This is a genomic window from Bacillus mycoides (assembly GCF_001757995.1).
In the GTDB taxonomy this organism is placed as follows: Bacteria; Bacillota; Bacilli; order Bacillales; family Bacillaceae_G; genus Bacillus_A; species Bacillus_A mycoides_B.
Map to the genome: position 1 here is coordinate 44915 of NZ_LXLV01000069.1, position 17226 is coordinate 62140.

Here is a 17226-nt window from a genome sequence, read left to right on the forward strand (position 1 = left end):
GGCTTTCTTGATGCGTACTCCTTTATCCTTTGATAAAGATACTGCCATATTGTTAGCATCTTGCTGCGATCTAACGTATGAACAATATAAACAAAATGGGATTTTTGAAATACCTGATGGATTCCAATATGTACAAGGCTTTCAAGGAAAAGCGATTCAAACGATGGAATGGTTTGGATTCATATTAGAATCTGAAGATACAATTATTGTAGCTTTTAGGGGTACACAAACAGATACAGACTGGATTATCGATTCACTCGTCAACCAAAGACCATACCCATACGCTTTAAATAGTGGAAATGTCCATAACGGTTTCCTTTCCATTTATGAATCTTGCCGAGATTCTATTATGGATATGCTCGTATCATTACCAGCCCATAAAAAACTTCTTGCAACAGGTCATAGCTTAGGAGGGGCACTCGCTACATTACACATACTAGATGCACGTATAAATACTGCCTTCTCACAGTACGGCCTTTATACATTTGCCTCTCCAAAAGTTGGAGATATTGCCTTTCGAAATTATTATAAACTGCAAGTAGCTAGTAGCTTTCGTTTTGTCAACTTATTCGATGTCGTTCCACTTCTCCCTCCCCGAAACATAAATTTTAATGATCGTGATTGGGAATATGCACACGTTCATCACAACATGACATTTACGAAAAATACAAAATCCATTATAAATAATCATTCCATTACAACTTACAAAACATGTCTGACTTCTCATTTTTAGCCAGTAAACAATTGGAAATTAAATATTTGTATACTATAATAATCTATGAAATTACTTTCGGATGAGGGGACCTTACATGCTAAAATTTTTCTTTGCACTTTTTCTTATAATAATTTTTTCGTTTACAGGTTTCTTTACATTTTCATACTTTGCGACAGGGGAGTATGGCGGAACAGGTATAATATATACATTCATGCCTTACCTTTCTTAAGCAACATAAGTAAAACGAGCTTAATATCCTTAAGCTCGTTTTATTTTTCTAAGCAAGCGTATCTCTGCTTTAAAAGTGAATAAATAAAAGCCCCTTCAAAAGGGGCTTTCATCTAAAAAAGTTTAACAGTATTACCAATACCCCAAATTTCATTACTGTACTGCAAAATTGTTCGATCACTTGCAAAATGCCCAGATTGTGCAATGTTCAAAATCGACATTTCCAGCCATTTCTTCCTATTTTCATAGGCCCTTCCGACAGCTTCTTGTCTTTCAGCATATGGGCTAAAATCTCGAAGAACGAAGTATTCATCATTTTGAATAACGAGAGAATCATAAATCGCTTCAAATTCAGCTCCCGACTGTGCAAAGAAACCATTCGTTAACTGATCTACTACTTTTTTAATGTGCATATTGTGGTGATAATAGTCACTTGCACGATATCCACCATTTTGGTAGTAATGAAGGACCTCATCCGCTGTTAAGCCGAAAATGAAGCAGGCATCATCACCGACCCGGTCTTTTATTTCAATATTGGCTCCATCTAACGTTCCGAGTGTAATTGCACCATTCATCATGAATTTCATGTTACCTGTTCCCGATGCTTCTTTACTCGCAGTTGAAATTTGTTCACTTACATCTGCCGCCGGGAATATATCTTCCGCTAAAGAAACTCGGTAGTTTTCTAGAAAGATAACTTTCATAAATTGACTTACGTACGGATCGGTATTTACTTTTCTTGCAAGCTCATTTATTAATTTAATAATTTTCTTCGCATAATAATAGCCAGGTGATGCTTTCGCTCCAAAAATAAAAGTACGCGGGTAAAATGAAAAACTAGTATCCTCTTTTAAACGGTTATACAAGTACAAAATATGAAGAACATTTAATAACTGTCGTTTATAGGCATGTAGCCTTTTCACTTGCACATCAAAAATAGAATTTGGATCAATCGTAATCCCCATTTTATTATGAATGCGCTCCGCTAAAATAATCTTACGCTCATGTTTTACCCCTGCAAGCTTTTCTTGAAAACTAGTATCATGTATGAAGTTTTGCAACGCTTGCAGCTTAATCGGCTCTTTCTTCCACTCTTCCCCAATCGCTTCCGAAATAAGATTCGTCAGCTGCGGGTTCGCCTTCATTAGCCAGCGCCTATGAGCAATTCCATTCGTTTTATTATTAAACTTATCTGGATAAAATTCATAGAACAATCGCATTTCACGCTGCTTTAAAATTTCTGTATGAATTTTCGCCACACCGTTAACGCTATGGCTACCAACAATCGCTAAATGAGCCATTTTCACAAGGTCATGCGCAATAATGGCCATGTCCTCAATACGCTTCCAATCGTACGAATAACGGTCCCAAAGCTCATGACAGAAACGTTCATTAATTTCTTCAATAATCATATAAATTCTCGGTAATAACGGTTTGAAAATGCGAATTGGCCATTTCTCAAGCGCTTCTGATAACGTCGTATGATTCGTATAGGAAATCGTCTGCGTTGTTATGTGCCAAGCTTCTTCCCATGTCAATTTTTCTTCGTCTAATAAAATACGCATAAGTTCTGGAATTGCTAGAACCGGATGTGTATCGTTTATATGAATCGCGATTTTTTCATGTAACTGACGAAGACTACCGTGTCTATCCCTATGCATACGAACGATATTTTGCAAACTTGATGATACGAGGAAATACTGTTGTTTCAAACGAAGTATTTTCCCCTCATCATGCGTATCATCTGGATATAAAAACTCCGATACGGCCTCTGTTTCACGCTTATATTTCAAAATATCCTTACAATTTTGCGGGAAAGGAACTGGCTCCGCATTCCAAAGCCGAAGCGTATTTACAGTACTTGTTTCATACCCTACAACTGGAACGTCGTATGGTACCGCCATAATAACTTCTGCATTTGTATGCCTGAACTCTAAACGTCCATCGATTTCTAGTGGTTCAACGTTTCCAAAATAACTTACTTCTACGGCTTGGTCATGCCTTCTTACTTCCCAAACGTTTTCATGAAGAAGCCACTGTTCTGGAAATTCTACTTGATATCCATCAACAATTTTTTGATCAAACAGACCATGCTTATAACGAATACCACAGCCATGTCCTGGTAAGTTTAAAGAAGCAAGCGAGTCGAGGAAACAGGCTGCTAAACGTCCAAGTCCACCATTTCCAAGTCCTGCATCTGCTTCAATCTCTTCTAACTCGTGCAAAGAAATTCCAAGTTCAAAAAGTCCTTTTTCACATACATCCCTGATACCTAAATTTAATATGTTACTGCCAAGCAAACGCCCAAGTAAAAACTCAATGGATAAATAATACATTTGTTTTTGATCTCCAGAACGATAACTTTCATTCGTTGCAATCCATTGACTATTCATATACTCACGTACCATATGACCGAGCGTATTATACTGATCACGAGTTGTAGAATCTTTGAAACTTTTCCCATACATCGTTTCTAATTTTTCTAGAAAAGCGGATTTGAAGCTTTCAACATGAGTAAACATTTTTTCACCACCTCAATGTTATTCCATGAGACTTTTATACAATTCCTTGTATGCAAGAGCTGATTTCCCCCAGCTATAATCTTCAGTCATCGCTTGTTTTACAAGCTTATCCCATACCGGTTTATCTTGATAAAACTCAATTGCACGAAGAATCGTATGTAACATGTCATGCGCATTAAAATTCGTAAAGCTAAAGCCATTCCCAATTCCAGTTTCCTCATCGTAAGAATGTACAGTATCATTTAATCCGCCTGTTTCTCTTACAATTGGAATCGTGCCATATGCTAGCGCAATAAGTTGTCCAAGTCCACACGGTTCAAACAGCGATGGCATTAAAAACAAATCGCTTCCCGCGTACACTCGGTGCGCTAACGCTTCATTAAATCCGATATATACTTTTACCTTTTCTGGATACTCGTATGCCATCCATTCAAAGAACTGCTCGTATTCAGAATCGCCTGATCCTAAAATAATACATTGTACATCTTCTTCCATTATTTCACGGAATACAGTACGTACTAGATCAAGCCCCTTTTGCTTCGTTAATCGTGTTACCATCGAAATAACTGGTGTATCTTCTTTTTCTGGTAAACCAAAATAACGCTGCAATGCGCGTTTATTTTCATTCTTTTCATCTAGCGACTCTGCACTATACTGAGCCGTAATATATGGATCTGTTTCTGGATTATATACGATCGTATCAATTCCATTTACAATACCACTAAGCTTATCGTTATGCTCTCGTAGCAATCCATCTAACTTCTCACCGAAAAACTCATATTGAATCTCTTCTTTATATGTTGGGCTAACCGCTGTAATTTGGTCAGATGCGATAATACCGCCTTTCATAAAGTTCACGTTTCCATAAAACTCAAGCTGTTCATTATGAAAATATTCATGACCAAGCTCCAGTAAGTCGTACATCACTTCAGGAGGAAATACACCTTGGAACTGCAAATTATGAATCGTATATACCGTTTTAATATGCTCATATAACGGGTTATCTTGATACTTTTCACGAAGTAAGAAATTAACCATAGCTGTATGCCAATCATGACTATGAAGAACATCTACTTCGAAATCAAGATGCGGGATACACTCTAAAACTGCTTTTGAAAAATAAGAAAAACGCTCCCCATCATCATAATGGCCATATAGAGAATCTCTCTTAAAATAATATTCATTATCTATTAAGTAATACGTAATCCCATCCTGCTCACCTTTTAAAATCCCGCAATATTGGTTTCTCCATCCAAGAGGAACGTTAATTACTTTATGAAGCGTACATCCTTCTCTTAGCTCTTTCGGGATAAGACTGTAGTTTGGAAGTATAATGCGAACATTCACTCCTAATTTTTTTAATTCTTTTGGGAGCGCTCCTGCTACATCAGCTAGACCTCCGGATTTAATAAACGGTACACATTCTGATACTGCAAATAAAATATTCACCTGTTGTTCCACTGCACGAAAAGCGTATACATCATAAATCGCTCTTCTTACAGCTTCCTCCCTTCAAGTTTTCATATAGAGTAAAACCTTAATTAGTGGGGGGGTTTCTAAATCCCCCCACTAATTATGCACCTGCTATTTAAGAATAACTATTAATCGTACTGTTTTGAACGCTTCCTTTTTCTACAACGTATGGCTCATCGGCGTTTCCTTTTAAAACGACACCGTCACCAATTTTTACGTCTTTATCGATAATAACACCATCTATTATACAGTTATCTCCAATTTGGCTCTTTTGCATAATAATGCTATTACGAATAATTGAACCTTTTCCAATTTTAACAGAACGGGAGACAACACTATTTTCTACTTCACCTTCAATAATACTGCCATTTGCAATCATCGTATTTTTCACTACTGCACCCTTCATATAACGAGTTGGTGGCTCATCTTTTACTTTCGTAAAGATTGGTGCTTCTTTCTTAAATAATTGCTTCCAAATAGAAGGCTGCAAAATTTCTATACTATGTTTATAGTAACTTTCAATCGAATCAATAATAGCTACATATCCTGTATGTTCATACGTAGCAATATGCAGTGATTTACCGCTCTTTTCTCTCACTACATCAAATAAACTGTATTGCTCCACATCTTTATATGTCTCAAATAAGTCTAGCAATAATTGTTTCTTTAACACATATGTTTGAAGCGAAACCCCTTCATGACAAACTTCAGTAATATCTGCAGACGTATGTATATGTCGCTCTAACACCGCTTGAAAGTTTAACGCTGTTACAAGATGGCTATTCGTAATAACAACATACTCTTCTCTGCTTCTTAGAAAATAATCAATATGTCTTCTAAAATGTGCAAAAGATCCAAATTCGTCATGATCACACTGGCAATTCGGTGGGAATAAAAACAGGCCATCACGCTTTCTATCTAAATCCCACTGTTTTCCTGAACCGACATGATCCATTAAAGAACGATTTTTATGACTTGTAAAAACTGCCACGCTATGAATATTAGAATTCACCATATTTGAAAGCATGAAATCAATGAGTCGGTAACGGCCTCCAAACGGTAACGCCGCTAATGAACGATGCCCTGTTACTTTCTTTAAGGAAGGAAAACTTCCCGTTGCATTAATAATTCCTAACATTTTTTCTCCCATTCATTTCATCCCCCTTTTCTATTTTCCTTCAGCAATTAGTACTACATCGTCAACATTTTTTTCTGGGCGAATTATTGTCCCATCTTCAATAACCATTTCTGATCCAACAATCGCTCTTTCAATCACAACGTTTTTACCAATCTTTGCCCCAGGCATAACGACAGAATCGATTACCATACTACCTTCTTCTACCGTTACTCCTTGGAATAAAACAGAATGCTTCACGTCCCCTTCAATGACGCATCCTTCATTAATAAGTGATTCTTCTACTTTTGCCTGTTCTGCAATATATTGAGGTGGCTCATTTGGGTTCACAGAATAAATGCGCCAATTACGATCGTTCAAGTTCAACGATGTTTCATCACGAAGTAAATCCATATTCGCTTCCCATAAGCTTTTCACCGTTCCAACATCTTTCCAATATCCTTCAAACGGATACGCCATCAACTTCTTCCCTTCATCTAATAAAAGCGGAAGTACATCTTTTCCGAAGTCATTACTAGATTCAGGATTTCTTGCATCCATCTCTAAATATTCTTTTAAAATAGCCCAGTTAAAAATATAAATTCCCATTGATGCAAGATTACTTCTTGGAAATTGCGGTTTCTCCTCAAATTCAACAACTTCCATCTCTTCATTTGTATTCATGATGCCAAAGCGACTTGCTTCATCCCAAGGCACTTCAATAACAGAAATTGAAACATCTGCTTCTTTCTCAACATGGTAATCTAGCATTTTACTGTAATCCATTTTATAAATATGATCGCCTGATAAAATAAGGACATATTCTGGTTCGTACTGACTTAAATAGTTTAAATTTTGATAAATAGCACTTGCCGTACCTGTATACCACTTCACACCTGAAGACTCCGCATAAGGAGGTAACACAGTGACTCCACCGTTTACACGATCAAGATCCCAAGCATTTCCGATTCCAATATAATTATGAAGTTCTAGCGGTTGATATTGTGTTAAAATCCCCACCGTTTCAATACCGGAGTTTGCACAGTTACTTAACGTAAAATCAATAATGCGATATTTACCACCAAATGGAACAGCTGGCTTGGCTAAATTTTTTGTTAATGCACTTAAACGACTACCTTTTCCCCCTGCTAGTAACATTGCTACGCACTTTTGTTTTTGAGCCATCTTGTTTTTTGCTCCCCTTTCTCGTCTTCACTGGTCGTAATATGGATACGCCAAATGGTGGAATTGTAATTTCTACATGTGCCGCTTGATTATGATATGGTTCTAGAATCGTCTTGAGACGTTTCTTATTAACTTGCCCCGATCCGCCATATTGCGCCGAGTCACTGTTTAAAATCTCGTTATAATACTCGAAATCTGGTACACCTACTTTATAGTTTTCATATGTAGCTTTCGTAAAATTACATACGACAACTAACGCATCTTCCTGCTTATCCCCTTGGCGGATAAACGAGAAAATACTTTGCTCATTATTATTAGCATCAATCCACTGAAATCCTTCAGGCGAGTGATCTAACTGCCAAAGTGGTTTTGAGCGCTTATACAATGCTATGAGCTCTTTAAAGTAATCATGCATATTACGATGCATTTCAAAATCATGTAAATTCCAATCTAAATCTTCAAGATCTTTCCACTCATCAAATTGGCCAAATTCTCCACCCATAAAGAGTAATTTTTTACCTGGATGAGTAAAGAAATATCCATATAATAAACGAAGTTGGGCGAACTTATCCCAGTAATCTCCCGGCATTTTATTTAATAACGACTTTTTCCCATGAACGACTTCATCATGAGAAAGCGGCAATATGAAGTTTTCAGAGTGAGCATATAGTAAAGAGAATGTCATCTTCTCATGAATGTATTTCCGGTACTCAGGTGCACATTCCATATATTTCAGCACGTCATTCATCCAGCCCATATTCCATTTGTAATTGAATCCAAGTCCACCCTCGTATGTTGGAGCTGTTACAAGTGGCCAAGCTGTTGAATCTTCTGCTGTCATAAGAAAATCTTCATCTTCTGCAAACACCGCTTCATTTAACTCTCGTAAGAAAGAAACAGCGTGTTCATTACTTTGCTCTTTTCCTTCTTTATTCCAATACAGCATATTCGCAACTGCATCTACTCTGAACCCATCAATATGGAAATACCTCATCCAAAATAACGCATTTGAAATTAAGAAATTACGTACTTCCCTCTTTCCTAAATCAAAATTAACAGTTCCCCATACCTGGTTTTCTTGTACATCTATATCTTTATATTCATAAGTCGGTGTCCCATCAAACAAATATAAACCGTGAGCATCTTTACAAAAATGCCCCGGCACCCAATCTAAAATGACACCGATTCCATATTTATGACATTCATCGACAAAATACATCAAATCATGTGGCGTGCCGAATCTACTTGTCGCTGCATAATATCCTGTTCCTTGATATCCCCAAGAACGATCATATGGATGCTCAACAAGCGGCATAATTTCAATATGTGTAAATTGATGTTCCACCACATACGGAATGAGCTCCTCGGCCATTTCTCTGTAAGAATACAGAGCACCATCTTCTTTCTTTTTCCAAGAACCGAAATGTAATTCATAAACTGTCATCGCTTCTTTATAAATCGATTTTTTCTTTCTCTTACGAATCCAGTTTTTATCATCCCATTCATATCCCTCTATATCAAAAACTACAGATGCCGTATTTGGTCTTACTTCTGCATATACTGCGTAAGGATCTGCTTTTAAAATAACGGCACCGTCCATCGTTTCAATCGCATACTTGTATATCTCATTCTCTACAATATGCGGTACAAACAAGGACCAAATCCCATCTTCTGTCACTTGTAGCATCTTATGTTGCTCATAATCCCATTCATTAAAATCTCCAACAACACTCATTGCTTTCGCATGAGGAGCCCATACTGTGAATCGTACACCTCGCATGCCATCTTCCGTCACAATATGTGCCCCAAAGATGTTATAACTGTCATAGTACTTTTCTGTATGAAACTCATCTCGTTTCACTTCTTCACAATTTATTACATCCAATATGTTCACCTCACTAAGATGACAGAAATTTTTTACTCTTTATCATTTCTGCGAAAAACTGAAATATCCTTGTTATTTTTTTAAAAATATACGTTTTTTTCTTCAATTTGGCTTAAAATATTCAAATTTACTGTGTAAAATATCGAATTTTGACGAATATTCATTGCAAACGCTTCATTTCCCCTTACTATTTTCACCTTTCATTATTGCTCAATATTTACTTTATTGATTTCTCCCTGTTTTTCACACTATTTTCCACGTAAAATTCAAACAAAATAATCTGTCATAAAATAATGTTTCTCAACATTTTTTGTCACAAAGTTTATTGAAATGTAAAATTCATAAGCATACACTTATTCTCAATAACGAACATCGAACTTTTGCAACTACAATTCATACTGAAATGCTATGTTTACTTTTTTCATACTCGTTGCGACTGTTTGCTATAAAGTGAAACTTTAATCAGTGGGGTTTTGTTCATCCCCCACTGATTATTAGCCTTCACCAATCGGGCGTTTACGGGCAGTTGATCTCCCACCTAAACTCTTTGCTCCAGCCGAATTTTGAGGTGGGAGTTTTACTGCCCGCAAATAGCGGGATAAAAATCAAACTAGGGGGCTTTCTTATGTCATTGAAACAAAAAGTAGGAATGGGAGTTGTCACTGCATCACTAGGCTTATCACTTACATTTGGTGGTGTATTCGCCTATTTCAGCGACTCCGAAACATCGAGTAATTCATTTCAAGCTGGTACGTTAGACCTTTCTATTAACCCAAGTGTCATCGTTGATGTGAAAGATTTAAAACCAGGTGATTTTATTGAAAGAAACTTCAAACTTGAAAATAAAGGTTCATTGGACATTGCAAAAGTAGCTCTTGAAACATCCTATGAAGTTACAGATGCAAAACAAAATAATGCTGGTGAAGATTTAGGTGACCATATCGTCGTAAAGTTTCTAGTTAACGATGGTAAGCCATCTAATCCTAATGATGATCATGAAATTTTGTGGGAAACAAAACTATCAGAAGTGAACTACCCACCACTTAGCATCTCTTACGAGCTTACTTGAAGTGGGGGCTTCTCGGTTAGTCGCTACTTTTGATAGCTAACGAATTTGTCCTAGGACAGCCGAGCTAACGCCCTTGTTCCAAAGGTTATTTTGTGCTATTTATGCTAGCGCCAATAGGCGTATGGCTTCTCTTTTGATATTAATAGCTGCGTTATAGTCGCGACTTATTGTTAGTCCACAAGAACACTCATACGTGCGTTCAGATAGTAGCATATCTTTTCTGTTTCCACAATTACTACACATCTTTGTAGAAGGAAACCACTTATCTACTTTTACAAGCTGTTTTCCTTGTTCTTGTAGCTTATATGCTAAAAATGTCGTGAACATCCTCCAACCGTTATCTGCTACACTCTTACCAAAGCGAAGTGCTCGTGACATTACTTTCATATGTAAGTCTTCGATTGCTACAACGTCAAAGTTCGTAGCTAATTCTTTAGACTTGTGATGAAGGAAATTTTTACGTTGATTGGCGACCTTTTCATGCAACTTCGCTACACAAATGCGTTGTTTATTCCAGCGCACTGAGCCTTTCACACGTCTTGCTAATACTCGTTGTGCCTTTGCTAATCTGTCTAACATCTGACGATAAAAGCGAGGATAATTGGCTTTCTCATCTTCGCTACTCACGTACAATTCAGCCATTGCAAAGTCTAATCCAACTACACTTTCTACTTCTTTTTGTACAATCTCTTTTTCATATTCAGTCAAGATGGACATATAGTATTTACCAGAGGTTGTCATCGAAATCGTACATGATTTGATGACATGGTTTGGCGGGATCTCTCTATGTTGCTTCAGTTTCACCATTTTCAATTTCGGTAATTTGATATAACCATGAAATAACATAATATTTCCGTTTACTCGATTTGTTGTATAGGATTTTCTACTCTTTTTACTTTTGAATGTAGGAAAATCACTTTGACCACTAAAAAAATTCTTATACGCAGTTTGCAAGTTTAATTGAGCGTTAGCCAATGCTAATGAATCGACTTCTTTCAACCATTCATACTTCACCTTGTATTTCGCAGGAGTAGGGAATTTTTGTTTCTTTAGTTCTTCCTTGTTCTCTTTGTATTTTTCGTATACTTTTTTCCGTTCAGCTAGCATTTTGTTATATACAAAGCGTACACACCCAAAAGTTTTACGTATCAGATTTGCTTGTTCTTCTGTTGGATACAGACGAAATTTGTACGCTTTATTATGCTTTGTCATATTAATTCATCTCACTTTTCGCCTTGATTTCCCATAAACTGTTTTACTTTATCTACGGCGAACCACCAAAGGTGATAACACAACATGAACACTGAGTTAATATTATTTAATTTCATGGTTATATCAAAATTCCCCTCTTATAAGACTGATTATATCAGCGGCAAAATAAATAGGAAAACTAAATTTTTCGGACTAAATCAAACCGAAATTATCGCTAGCAACTATGGTAAAAAAGGAGTATCTGTAAAAGACGGCGATCTTAACAAAGATGGTATTGTCGACGAAAAAGATATTCGTTTCGTTGAAAAGAACTTCTTGAAAAAAGGTCCAGATGCATCTAAATCACAAACACCTGTTGAAAAATCAAAGAGTGGTACTCTTGCAGATATTTTAAAGAAATTAGGATTAGCGCCTAAAAAATAATAATAAAGAGCACTCTATATAAAATAGAGTGCTCTTTTCTATAAACGACCCTTATCCAGCAAAAGGGGTATATTGGGGATATACAAGGGAAACCGGAAAAGGAATTTATATTAAATTATATAAAAATTCAGAGGTAGGAAGCAGTTTCCCGCCTCTGAATTATTTAGCAATTATTATAGTACTGGTGCCATTGTTTCTTTTAATACTTTTACAGAATGAGCGAATTTCGCTTTTTCTTCTTCGTTTAATTCAAGTTCTACGATTTCACGTACACCTTCGCGGTTAATAACAGCTGGAACACCTACGTAAGCATCTTTCTCACCATATTGACCTTCAAGGTATGCAGATACAGTTAATACGCTGTTCTCGTTGCTTAAGATTGCTTTAGTTACACGAAGTAGTGACATACCGATTCCATAGTAAGTTGCGCCTTTACGCTCGATAATGTGGTAAGCTGCATCACGTACATTTTCGAAGATTTTATCTAAATCTTCTTGGTTATACTGTTCGTTGTTCGCTAAGATTGTTTCTAGTTTTTGTACACCTACAGTAGCGTGGCTCCATACTGGAAGTTCAGTGTCACCGTGCTCACCAACGATGTAAGCATGAACGTTACGTGGATCTACATCTAAGTAGTCACCTAACATGTAACGGAAACGAGCAGAGTCTAAAGTTGTACCAGAACCAATTACGCGCTCTTTTGGTAATCCAGATTCTTTCCAAGTTACGTAAGTTAAAATATCAACTGGGTTTGTTGCGATTAAGAAGATTCCATCGAATCCGCTATCCATAATACCGCGAACGATTTGTTTAAAGATCTTTGTATTTTTCTCAACTAAGTCTAAACGAGTTTCGCCTGGCTTTTGTGGTAATCCAGCAGTGATAACAACTAGATCTGCATCTTTACAATCTGCATAGCTACCGCTCCAAACTTTTGTTGGTGCTGGAGAGAATGGTACCGCATGGCTTAAATCCATTGCTTCCCCTTCTGCTTTTGCTTCATTTACATCTACAAGTACGAATTCTTCAGCTACACCTTGGTTGATCATTGAGTAAGCGTAACTACAACCTACAGCTCCTGTTCCTACTAATACTACACGATTGATACCTTTTTTCATGTTAATTTCCCCTCTCTATTGTTTACATCTATTTTTTATTATTGTTTAAGTAATTAATTAAAATACTAATTTAATGTTGTTTAACTTCTTTACATACATATTGTAGCATGGATTATTGTGAAAAAGTTCACAAATTATGACCTATTTGTGAACTTTTTCACATAGAGTGTAAAGTTATTAGGATAGGTGTGGAATCAATACCAAGTTAGGCGTTTTATTTAGATTGTGAAAGGTTTTTCTTGGGCTTATAGCGGTAAGTGAAATTATATCGGCGATCCGACAAGGAATATCGACTTACCGACAAAGATACCAGCTTTTGTTACATCCACAAAGAAGCTGTCTCCAATAGATTACTCATTTAGAGACAGCTTCTTCTATCTATATTATTTATTTTCCGCAGTAGCCCCTAATACAGCAGCCTTCACATAATTCTTATCATTTAATTTTTGTAAATCCGCAGCAATACTTTTAGAGGTTTCTATAAGGGGTCACCATACATTGCCATCAACTTAAGAAATTGGCATTTCCCCATATCGAAAAAAATGAGCTGAATTATTATAAATAACTCTGGAAAGATAAAATTTTCATTTTGGGGATACTTCAAAATATTAGCCTGATGGACATAGGTATCACCACATGTCCATGGATTAAAGAAAGAGCCTATTATTAAACTGTACCCTACTCTTTGGGTCGGAAGAGGTGCTATAGATGAATGTAAAGACATATAGGGCTCAAGTCTTTTCTTGGTCTAAGGAGGCCAAGGTAGAAATAGTAGAACTCATTTCCGCCGGCATAGGTATGGCCGGACCTGTTCTGTTCGCCACAGTTCTAGGCTATCCCGCTTTTGGTTTTGCTGCATCGGTCGGCAGTTTGGCAGTCAGTAGCGTGAAAGTCGGTTCGAGTTTTATAAATCACGGGAAAAAGTTGGCATCAGCGCTGATATCAGTAGTGCTCGCTGCGATTGCTGCTGTTCTCTCTTTCGGACATGGCTATCTGACATTTGGAGTCTTGATCCTGCTGGTAAGCCTTGCTGCGTTAATTGGCGGATATAGTCGTGCCTTGGCGGTGGCAACAACACGCTTTGTCGTATTCCTGATTATCATCCTCAACATGGTCGACCAGACGGAGTACCGGATGGAACTAATTTTTTCAATCTTAGCAGGGGCGATTTGGACCGTCAGTATCAGCTTGGTGCTAGGCATCTGGGTACACCGTTGTTTTAAATCATCGCTGGATGGAGCTGTGAAAGGGCCAACATCGAAAAAAATCATTCTATGGCGGAATTCTCTTGCACACCTATCCGGTTGGCAATTCCCAATCAGGCTCGCATTATGTCTAGGTATAGCTGAGGGATTGCGAATACTTTGGCCCGGGCACCACTTCTATTGGATTGCAATTACCGTAGCGATCCTTACTCAGCGGAAAATAGAACTCTTTCCAATCAAAACAACACAACGAGTGCTTGGTACAGTAATCGGCGTGATTGTTGCGAGCTTGCTCCTCGCAACTAGTCTACCAATTTGGGGGTTAGTTATAAGTATCGGGCTATTCGCAGGTGTTCGACCTCTTCTAAAGGTTCGAAATTATCTTGTATACTCTGCAACCATGATCCCGCTCATTATTTTGATCATGGAAGCCGGCAAGCCGTTCCAGTTTATCATTCTGTTCGACCGTGTATTTGCAACCCTTATCGGTGCAGTCATCGTGATTGCAGTGAACTTGATATTCAGTAGAGCGATGGCGAAATCAGTGTAAAGGTGGTTATCTAGCGAAAGATGCTTTAATTTTTGGGTATCTTTTCCATTCGAACGAAATCCCCCCATATAATGACCTTTTCATACTCCATCGCTCTCTCCTTTCTATTAGTTAGACGATTCAAATAGAAAAAAGTATACAATACCTCAAAAAAAAGCAGACGATCCAACGTCCACTTTTACACAACAAAAAAGAGATAGCAGATTATGCTATCTCTTTTAGTATGACCCGTACGGGATTCGAACCCGTGTTACCGCCGTGAAAGGGCGGTGTCTTAACCACTTGACCAACGGGCCAAAATCTGGCAGAGAAGAAGGGATTCGAACCCTCGCACCGCGTTCGCGATCTACTCCCTTAGCAGGGGAGCCCCTTGAGCCACTTGGGTACTTCTCTATAGTATGGCTCCGCAGGTAGGACTCGAACCTACGACCGATCGGTTAACAGCCGATAGCTCTACCACTGAGCTACTGCGGAATAATTATGGTGGGCCTAAATGGACTCGAACCATCGACCTCACGCTTATCAGGCGTGCGCTCTAACCAGCTGAGCTATAGGCCCATAATAGATAAGCGGGTGAAGAGAATCGAACTCTCGACCAGAGCTTGGAAGGCTCTTGTTTTACCACTAAACTACACCCGCATTAAATTAAAAATGGTGAGCCATGAAGGATTCGAACCTTCGACCCTCTGATTAAAAGTCAGATGCTCTACCAACTGAGCTAATGGCTCATTTTGAAAGTGGTGCCGGCTAGAGGACTTGAACCCCCAACCTACTGATTACAAGTCAGTTGCTCTACCAATTGAGCTAAGCCGGCTTGCGATTTCAAAATGGTGGCTCGGGACGGAATCGAACCGCCGACACGAGGATTTTCAGTCCTCTGCTCTACCGACTGAGCTACCGAGCCTTTATGTAAAAAATGGCGGTCCCGACCGGGGTCGAACCGGCGATCTCCTGCGTGACAGGCAGGCATGTTAACCACTACACCACGGGACCATTTGGTTGCGGGGACAGGATTTGAACCTGCGACCTTCGGGTTATGAGCCCGACGAGCTACCGTACTGCTCCACCCCGCGATGATATAATATTTAATTTAGAAAAAATGGAGGAGGTAGAGGGATTCGAACCCCCGCGCGACTCTCGCCGCCTGTCGGTTTTCAAGACCGATCCCTTCAGCCGAACTTGGGTATACCTCCGAGATATGAACTTTGAGTGGTGGACCTTGTAGGACTCGAACCTACGACCGGACGGTTATGAGCCGTCTGCTCTAACCAGCTGAGCTAAAGGTCCTTATGGTAGCGGCGGAGGGGATCGAACCCCCGACCTCACGGGTATGAACCGTACGCTCTAGCCAGCTGAGCTACACCGCCATAAGTGATATTCAAATAAGTGGAGCCTAGCGGGATCGAACCGCTGACCTCCTGCGTGCAAGGCAGGCGCTCTCCCAGCTGAGCTAAGGCCCCATATGTTGAAATATCGGGAAGACAGGATTTGAACCTGCGACCCCCTGGTCCCAAACCAGGTGCTCTACCAAGCTGAGCCACTTCCCGTTAATAAAAACGCGCCCGAGAGGAGTCGAACCCCTAACCTCTTGATCCGTAGTCAAACGCTCTATCCAATTGAGCTACGGGCGCATATGGTGCCGAGGGCGGGGGTCGAACCCGCACGGTGGTCACCCACCGCAGGATTTTAAGTCCTGTGCGTCTGCCTGTTCCGCCACCCCGGCATGTCATATTGAAAATTGGAGCGGAAGACGGGATTCGAACCCGCGACCCCAACCTTGGCAAGGTTGTATTCTACCACTGAACTACTTCCGCAAGACATGTATGAGTTATTTTATTAAAAGTGCGGGTGAAGGGAGTCGAACCCCCACGCCAAAGGCGCCAGATCCTAAGTCTGGTGCGTCTGCCAATTCCGCCACACCCGCATATTATAATTTTAAAAGAAAAAATGGGGCGACTGATGGGAATTGAACCCACGAGTGCCGGAGCCACAATCCGGTGCGTTAACCACTTCGCCACAACCGCCATGATTTTCTGGTGCCGACTAGAGGACTTGAACCCCCAACCTACTGATTACAAGTCAGTTGCTCTACCAATTGAGCTAAGTCGGCTAAATGGTGGAGGATGACGGGATCGAACCGCCGACCCCCTGCTTGTAAGGCAGGTGCTCTCCCAGCTGAGCTAATCCTCCGAATTGCCTGGCAACGTCCTACTCTCACAGGGACAAGGTCCCAACTACCATCGGCGCTAGAGAGCTTAACTTCCGTGTTCGGTATGGGAACGGGTGTGACCTCTCTGCCATCATTACCAGACTGTATTCATTTAAGACAAGAATTATCATAACTCATTCGACATTTAAAGTCAACAAGTTTTTTATATTCTTTCAAAACTAGATAACATCGCTTCATATTATATGGTTAAGTCCTCGATCTATTAGTATTCGTCAGCTCCACATGTCACCATGCTTCCACCTCGAACCTATCAACCTGATCATCTTTCAGGGATCTTACTAGCTTACGCTATGGGAA

Annotated in this window: 9 protein-coding genes, 22 tRNA genes, 2 rRNA genes and 2 pseudogenes; 4 read left to right on the top strand and 31 right to left on the bottom strand. The window is 39.2% G+C overall.

What is annotated here, in order from left to right; genetic code table 11:
• The first annotated feature begins 10 nt into the window (after window positions 1–10).
• Entirely contained in the window at window positions 11–733 is a 723-nt protein-coding gene (locus BWGOE10_RS24255; protein ID WP_001260108.1) for a lipase family protein, read from the top strand.
• Window positions 734–1056: 323 nt separating this feature from the next.
• On the opposite strand, the gene glgP is transcribed toward BWGOE10_RS24255, so the two are convergent.
• From glgP to glgB, 5 genes are all read right to left on the bottom strand, one after another.
• Window positions 1057–3465, bottom strand: a complete 2409-nt coding sequence (glgP, locus tag BWGOE10_RS24260; protein ID WP_070145294.1) for a glycogen phosphorylase — start codon at window positions 3463–3465, stop codon at window positions 1057–1059.
• An 18-nt stretch (window positions 3466–3483) separates the two neighbouring features.
• A complete protein-coding gene (gene glgA, locus BWGOE10_RS24265) occupies window positions 3484–4914 on the bottom strand; it encodes a glycogen synthase GlgA (RefSeq protein WP_070145295.1) in 1431 nt (476 codons plus the stop codon).
• Between the two features lie 139 nt (window positions 4915–5053).
• Entirely contained in the window at window positions 5054–6088 is a 1035-nt protein-coding gene (glgD, locus tag BWGOE10_RS24270; RefSeq protein WP_070145296.1) for a glucose-1-phosphate adenylyltransferase subunit GlgD, read from the bottom strand.
• 18 nt (window positions 6089–6106) lie between these two features.
• Window positions 6107–7237 (bottom strand): glucose-1-phosphate adenylyltransferase, encoded by a 1131-nt coding sequence (glgC, locus tag BWGOE10_RS24275; RefSeq protein WP_070145297.1) that lies wholly within the window; start codon window positions 7235–7237, stop codon window positions 6107–6109.
• A complete protein-coding gene (gene glgB, locus BWGOE10_RS24280) occupies window positions 7185–9122 on the bottom strand; it encodes a 1,4-alpha-glucan branching protein GlgB (RefSeq protein ID WP_070145298.1) in 1938 nt (645 codons plus the stop codon). The genes glgC and glgB overlap by 53 nt, the downstream gene beginning before the upstream one ends.
• Window positions 9123–9747: 625 nt before the next feature.
• Between glgB and BWGOE10_RS24285 the strand changes: the two are divergent.
• Window positions 9748–10152 (top strand): annotated as a pseudogene (locus BWGOE10_RS24285) (TasA family protein); the annotation flags it as partial.
• Between the two features lie 138 nt (window positions 10153–10290).
• On the opposite strand, the gene BWGOE10_RS24290 reads toward BWGOE10_RS24285, so the two are convergent.
• Entirely contained in the window at window positions 10291–11403 is a 1113-nt protein-coding gene (locus BWGOE10_RS24290; RefSeq protein ID WP_070145299.1) for an RNA-guided endonuclease TnpB family protein, read from the bottom strand.
• Window positions 11404–11604: 201 nt separating this feature from the next.
• Between BWGOE10_RS24290 and BWGOE10_RS33570 the strand changes: the two are divergent.
• Window positions 11605–11826: pseudogene (locus BWGOE10_RS33570) on the top strand (peptidase); the annotation flags it as partial.
• A 173-nt stretch (window positions 11827–11999) separates the two neighbouring features.
• On the opposite strand, the gene BWGOE10_RS24300 reads toward BWGOE10_RS33570, so the two are convergent.
• On the bottom strand, window positions 12000–12944 hold the full coding sequence (locus BWGOE10_RS24300; RefSeq protein ID WP_002112560.1) for an L-lactate dehydrogenase: 945 nt from the start codon (window positions 12942–12944) through the stop codon (window positions 12000–12002).
• A gap of 708 nt (window positions 12945–13652) precedes the next feature.
• On the opposite strand from BWGOE10_RS24300, the gene BWGOE10_RS24305 reads away from it, so the two are divergent.
• The gene (locus BWGOE10_RS24305; RefSeq protein WP_070145301.1) at window positions 13653–14699 is read left to right on the top strand and encodes an FUSC family protein; all 1047 of its coding nucleotides are present in this window, start codon (window positions 13653–13655) and stop codon (window positions 14697–14699) included.
• A 224-nt stretch (window positions 14700–14923) separates the two neighbouring features.
• Here the strand turns inward: BWGOE10_RS24305 and BWGOE10_RS24310 are convergent.
• The 24 genes from BWGOE10_RS24310 to BWGOE10_RS24425 all read right to left on the bottom strand — a co-directional run.
• Window positions 14924–14995, bottom strand: a tRNA-Glu gene (locus BWGOE10_RS24310).
• A 6-nt stretch (window positions 14996–15001) separates the two neighbouring features.
• Window positions 15002–15092 (bottom strand) — tRNA-Ser (locus BWGOE10_RS24315).
• 6 nt (window positions 15093–15098) lie between these two features.
• Window positions 15099–15173 (bottom strand) — tRNA-Asn (locus BWGOE10_RS24320).
• Window positions 15174–15180: 7 nt separating this feature from the next.
• Window positions 15181–15257 (bottom strand) — tRNA-Ile (locus BWGOE10_RS24325).
• Window positions 15258–15267: 10 nt separating this feature from the next.
• Window positions 15268–15338, bottom strand: a tRNA-Gly gene (locus BWGOE10_RS24330).
• 13 nt (window positions 15339–15351) lie between these two features.
• Window positions 15352–15427 (bottom strand) — tRNA-Lys (locus BWGOE10_RS24335).
• 10 nt (window positions 15428–15437) lie between these two features.
• A tRNA-Thr gene (locus BWGOE10_RS24340) sits at window positions 15438–15513 on the bottom strand.
• Window positions 15514–15527: 14 nt separating this feature from the next.
• Window positions 15528–15603: transfer RNA gene (locus BWGOE10_RS24345), tRNA-Phe, on the bottom strand.
• Between the two features lie 13 nt (window positions 15604–15616).
• Window positions 15617–15692, bottom strand: a tRNA-Asp gene (locus tag BWGOE10_RS24350).
• Window positions 15693–15695: 3 nt separating this feature from the next.
• A tRNA-Met gene (locus BWGOE10_RS24355) sits at window positions 15696–15772 on the bottom strand.
• Between the two features lie 27 nt (window positions 15773–15799).
• A tRNA-Ser gene (locus BWGOE10_RS24360) sits at window positions 15800–15892 on the bottom strand.
• Between the two features lie 17 nt (window positions 15893–15909).
• A tRNA-Ile gene (locus BWGOE10_RS24365) sits at window positions 15910–15986 on the bottom strand.
• Window positions 15987–15989: 3 nt separating this feature from the next.
• Window positions 15990–16066: transfer RNA gene (locus BWGOE10_RS24370), tRNA-Met, on the bottom strand.
• 20 nt (window positions 16067–16086) lie between these two features.
• Window positions 16087–16159 (bottom strand) — tRNA-Ala (locus BWGOE10_RS24375).
• 13 nt (window positions 16160–16172) lie between these two features.
• Window positions 16173–16246 (bottom strand) — tRNA-Pro (locus BWGOE10_RS24380).
• Window positions 16247–16256: 10 nt separating this feature from the next.
• Window positions 16257–16330, bottom strand: a tRNA-Arg gene (locus tag BWGOE10_RS24385).
• Between the two features lie 3 nt (window positions 16331–16333).
• A tRNA-Leu gene (locus tag BWGOE10_RS24390) sits at window positions 16334–16422 on the bottom strand.
• Window positions 16423–16438: 16 nt separating this feature from the next.
• Window positions 16439–16513, bottom strand: a tRNA-Gly gene (locus BWGOE10_RS24395).
• Between the two features lie 29 nt (window positions 16514–16542).
• Window positions 16543–16623: transfer RNA gene (locus BWGOE10_RS24400), tRNA-Leu, on the bottom strand.
• Between the two features lie 24 nt (window positions 16624–16647).
• A tRNA-His gene (locus tag BWGOE10_RS24405) sits at window positions 16648–16723 on the bottom strand.
• Window positions 16724–16733: 10 nt separating this feature from the next.
• Window positions 16734–16809: transfer RNA gene (locus BWGOE10_RS24410), tRNA-Thr, on the bottom strand.
• 4 nt (window positions 16810–16813) lie between these two features.
• Window positions 16814–16889 (bottom strand) — tRNA-Val (locus tag BWGOE10_RS24415).
• 5 nt (window positions 16890–16894) lie between these two features.
• Window positions 16895–17010, bottom strand: a 5S ribosomal RNA gene (gene rrf, locus BWGOE10_RS24420).
• 101 nt (window positions 17011–17111) lie between these two features.
• Window positions 17112–17226: ribosomal RNA gene (locus BWGOE10_RS24425) — 23S ribosomal RNA — on the bottom strand; the annotation flags it as partial.

Coding starts and splice junctions, on each gene's coding strand:
- glgC (WP_070145297.1), bottom strand. CDS start 7,237: ATGGCTCAAAAACAAAAGTGCGTAGCAATGTTACTAGCAGGGGGAAAA.
- BWGOE10_RS24305 (WP_070145301.1), top strand. CDS start 13,653: ATGAATGTAAAGACATATAGGGCTCAAGTCTTTTCTTGGTCTAAGGAG.
- BWGOE10_RS24300 (WP_002112560.1), bottom strand. CDS start 12,944: ATGAAAAAAGGTATCAATCGTGTAGTATTAGTAGGAACAGGAGCTGTA.
- BWGOE10_RS24290 (WP_070145299.1), bottom strand. CDS start 11,403: ATGACAAAGCATAATAAAGCGTACAAATTTCGTCTGTATCCAACAGAA.
- glgP (WP_070145294.1), bottom strand. CDS start 3,465: ATGTTTACTCATGTTGAAAGCTTCAAATCCGCTTTTCTAGAAAAATTA.
- glgD (WP_070145296.1), bottom strand. CDS start 6,088: ATGGGAGAAAAAATGTTAGGAATTATTAATGCAACGGGAAGTTTTCCT.
- BWGOE10_RS24255 (WP_001260108.1), top strand. CDS start 11: ATGCGTACTCCTTTATCCTTTGATAAAGATACTGCCATATTGTTAGCA.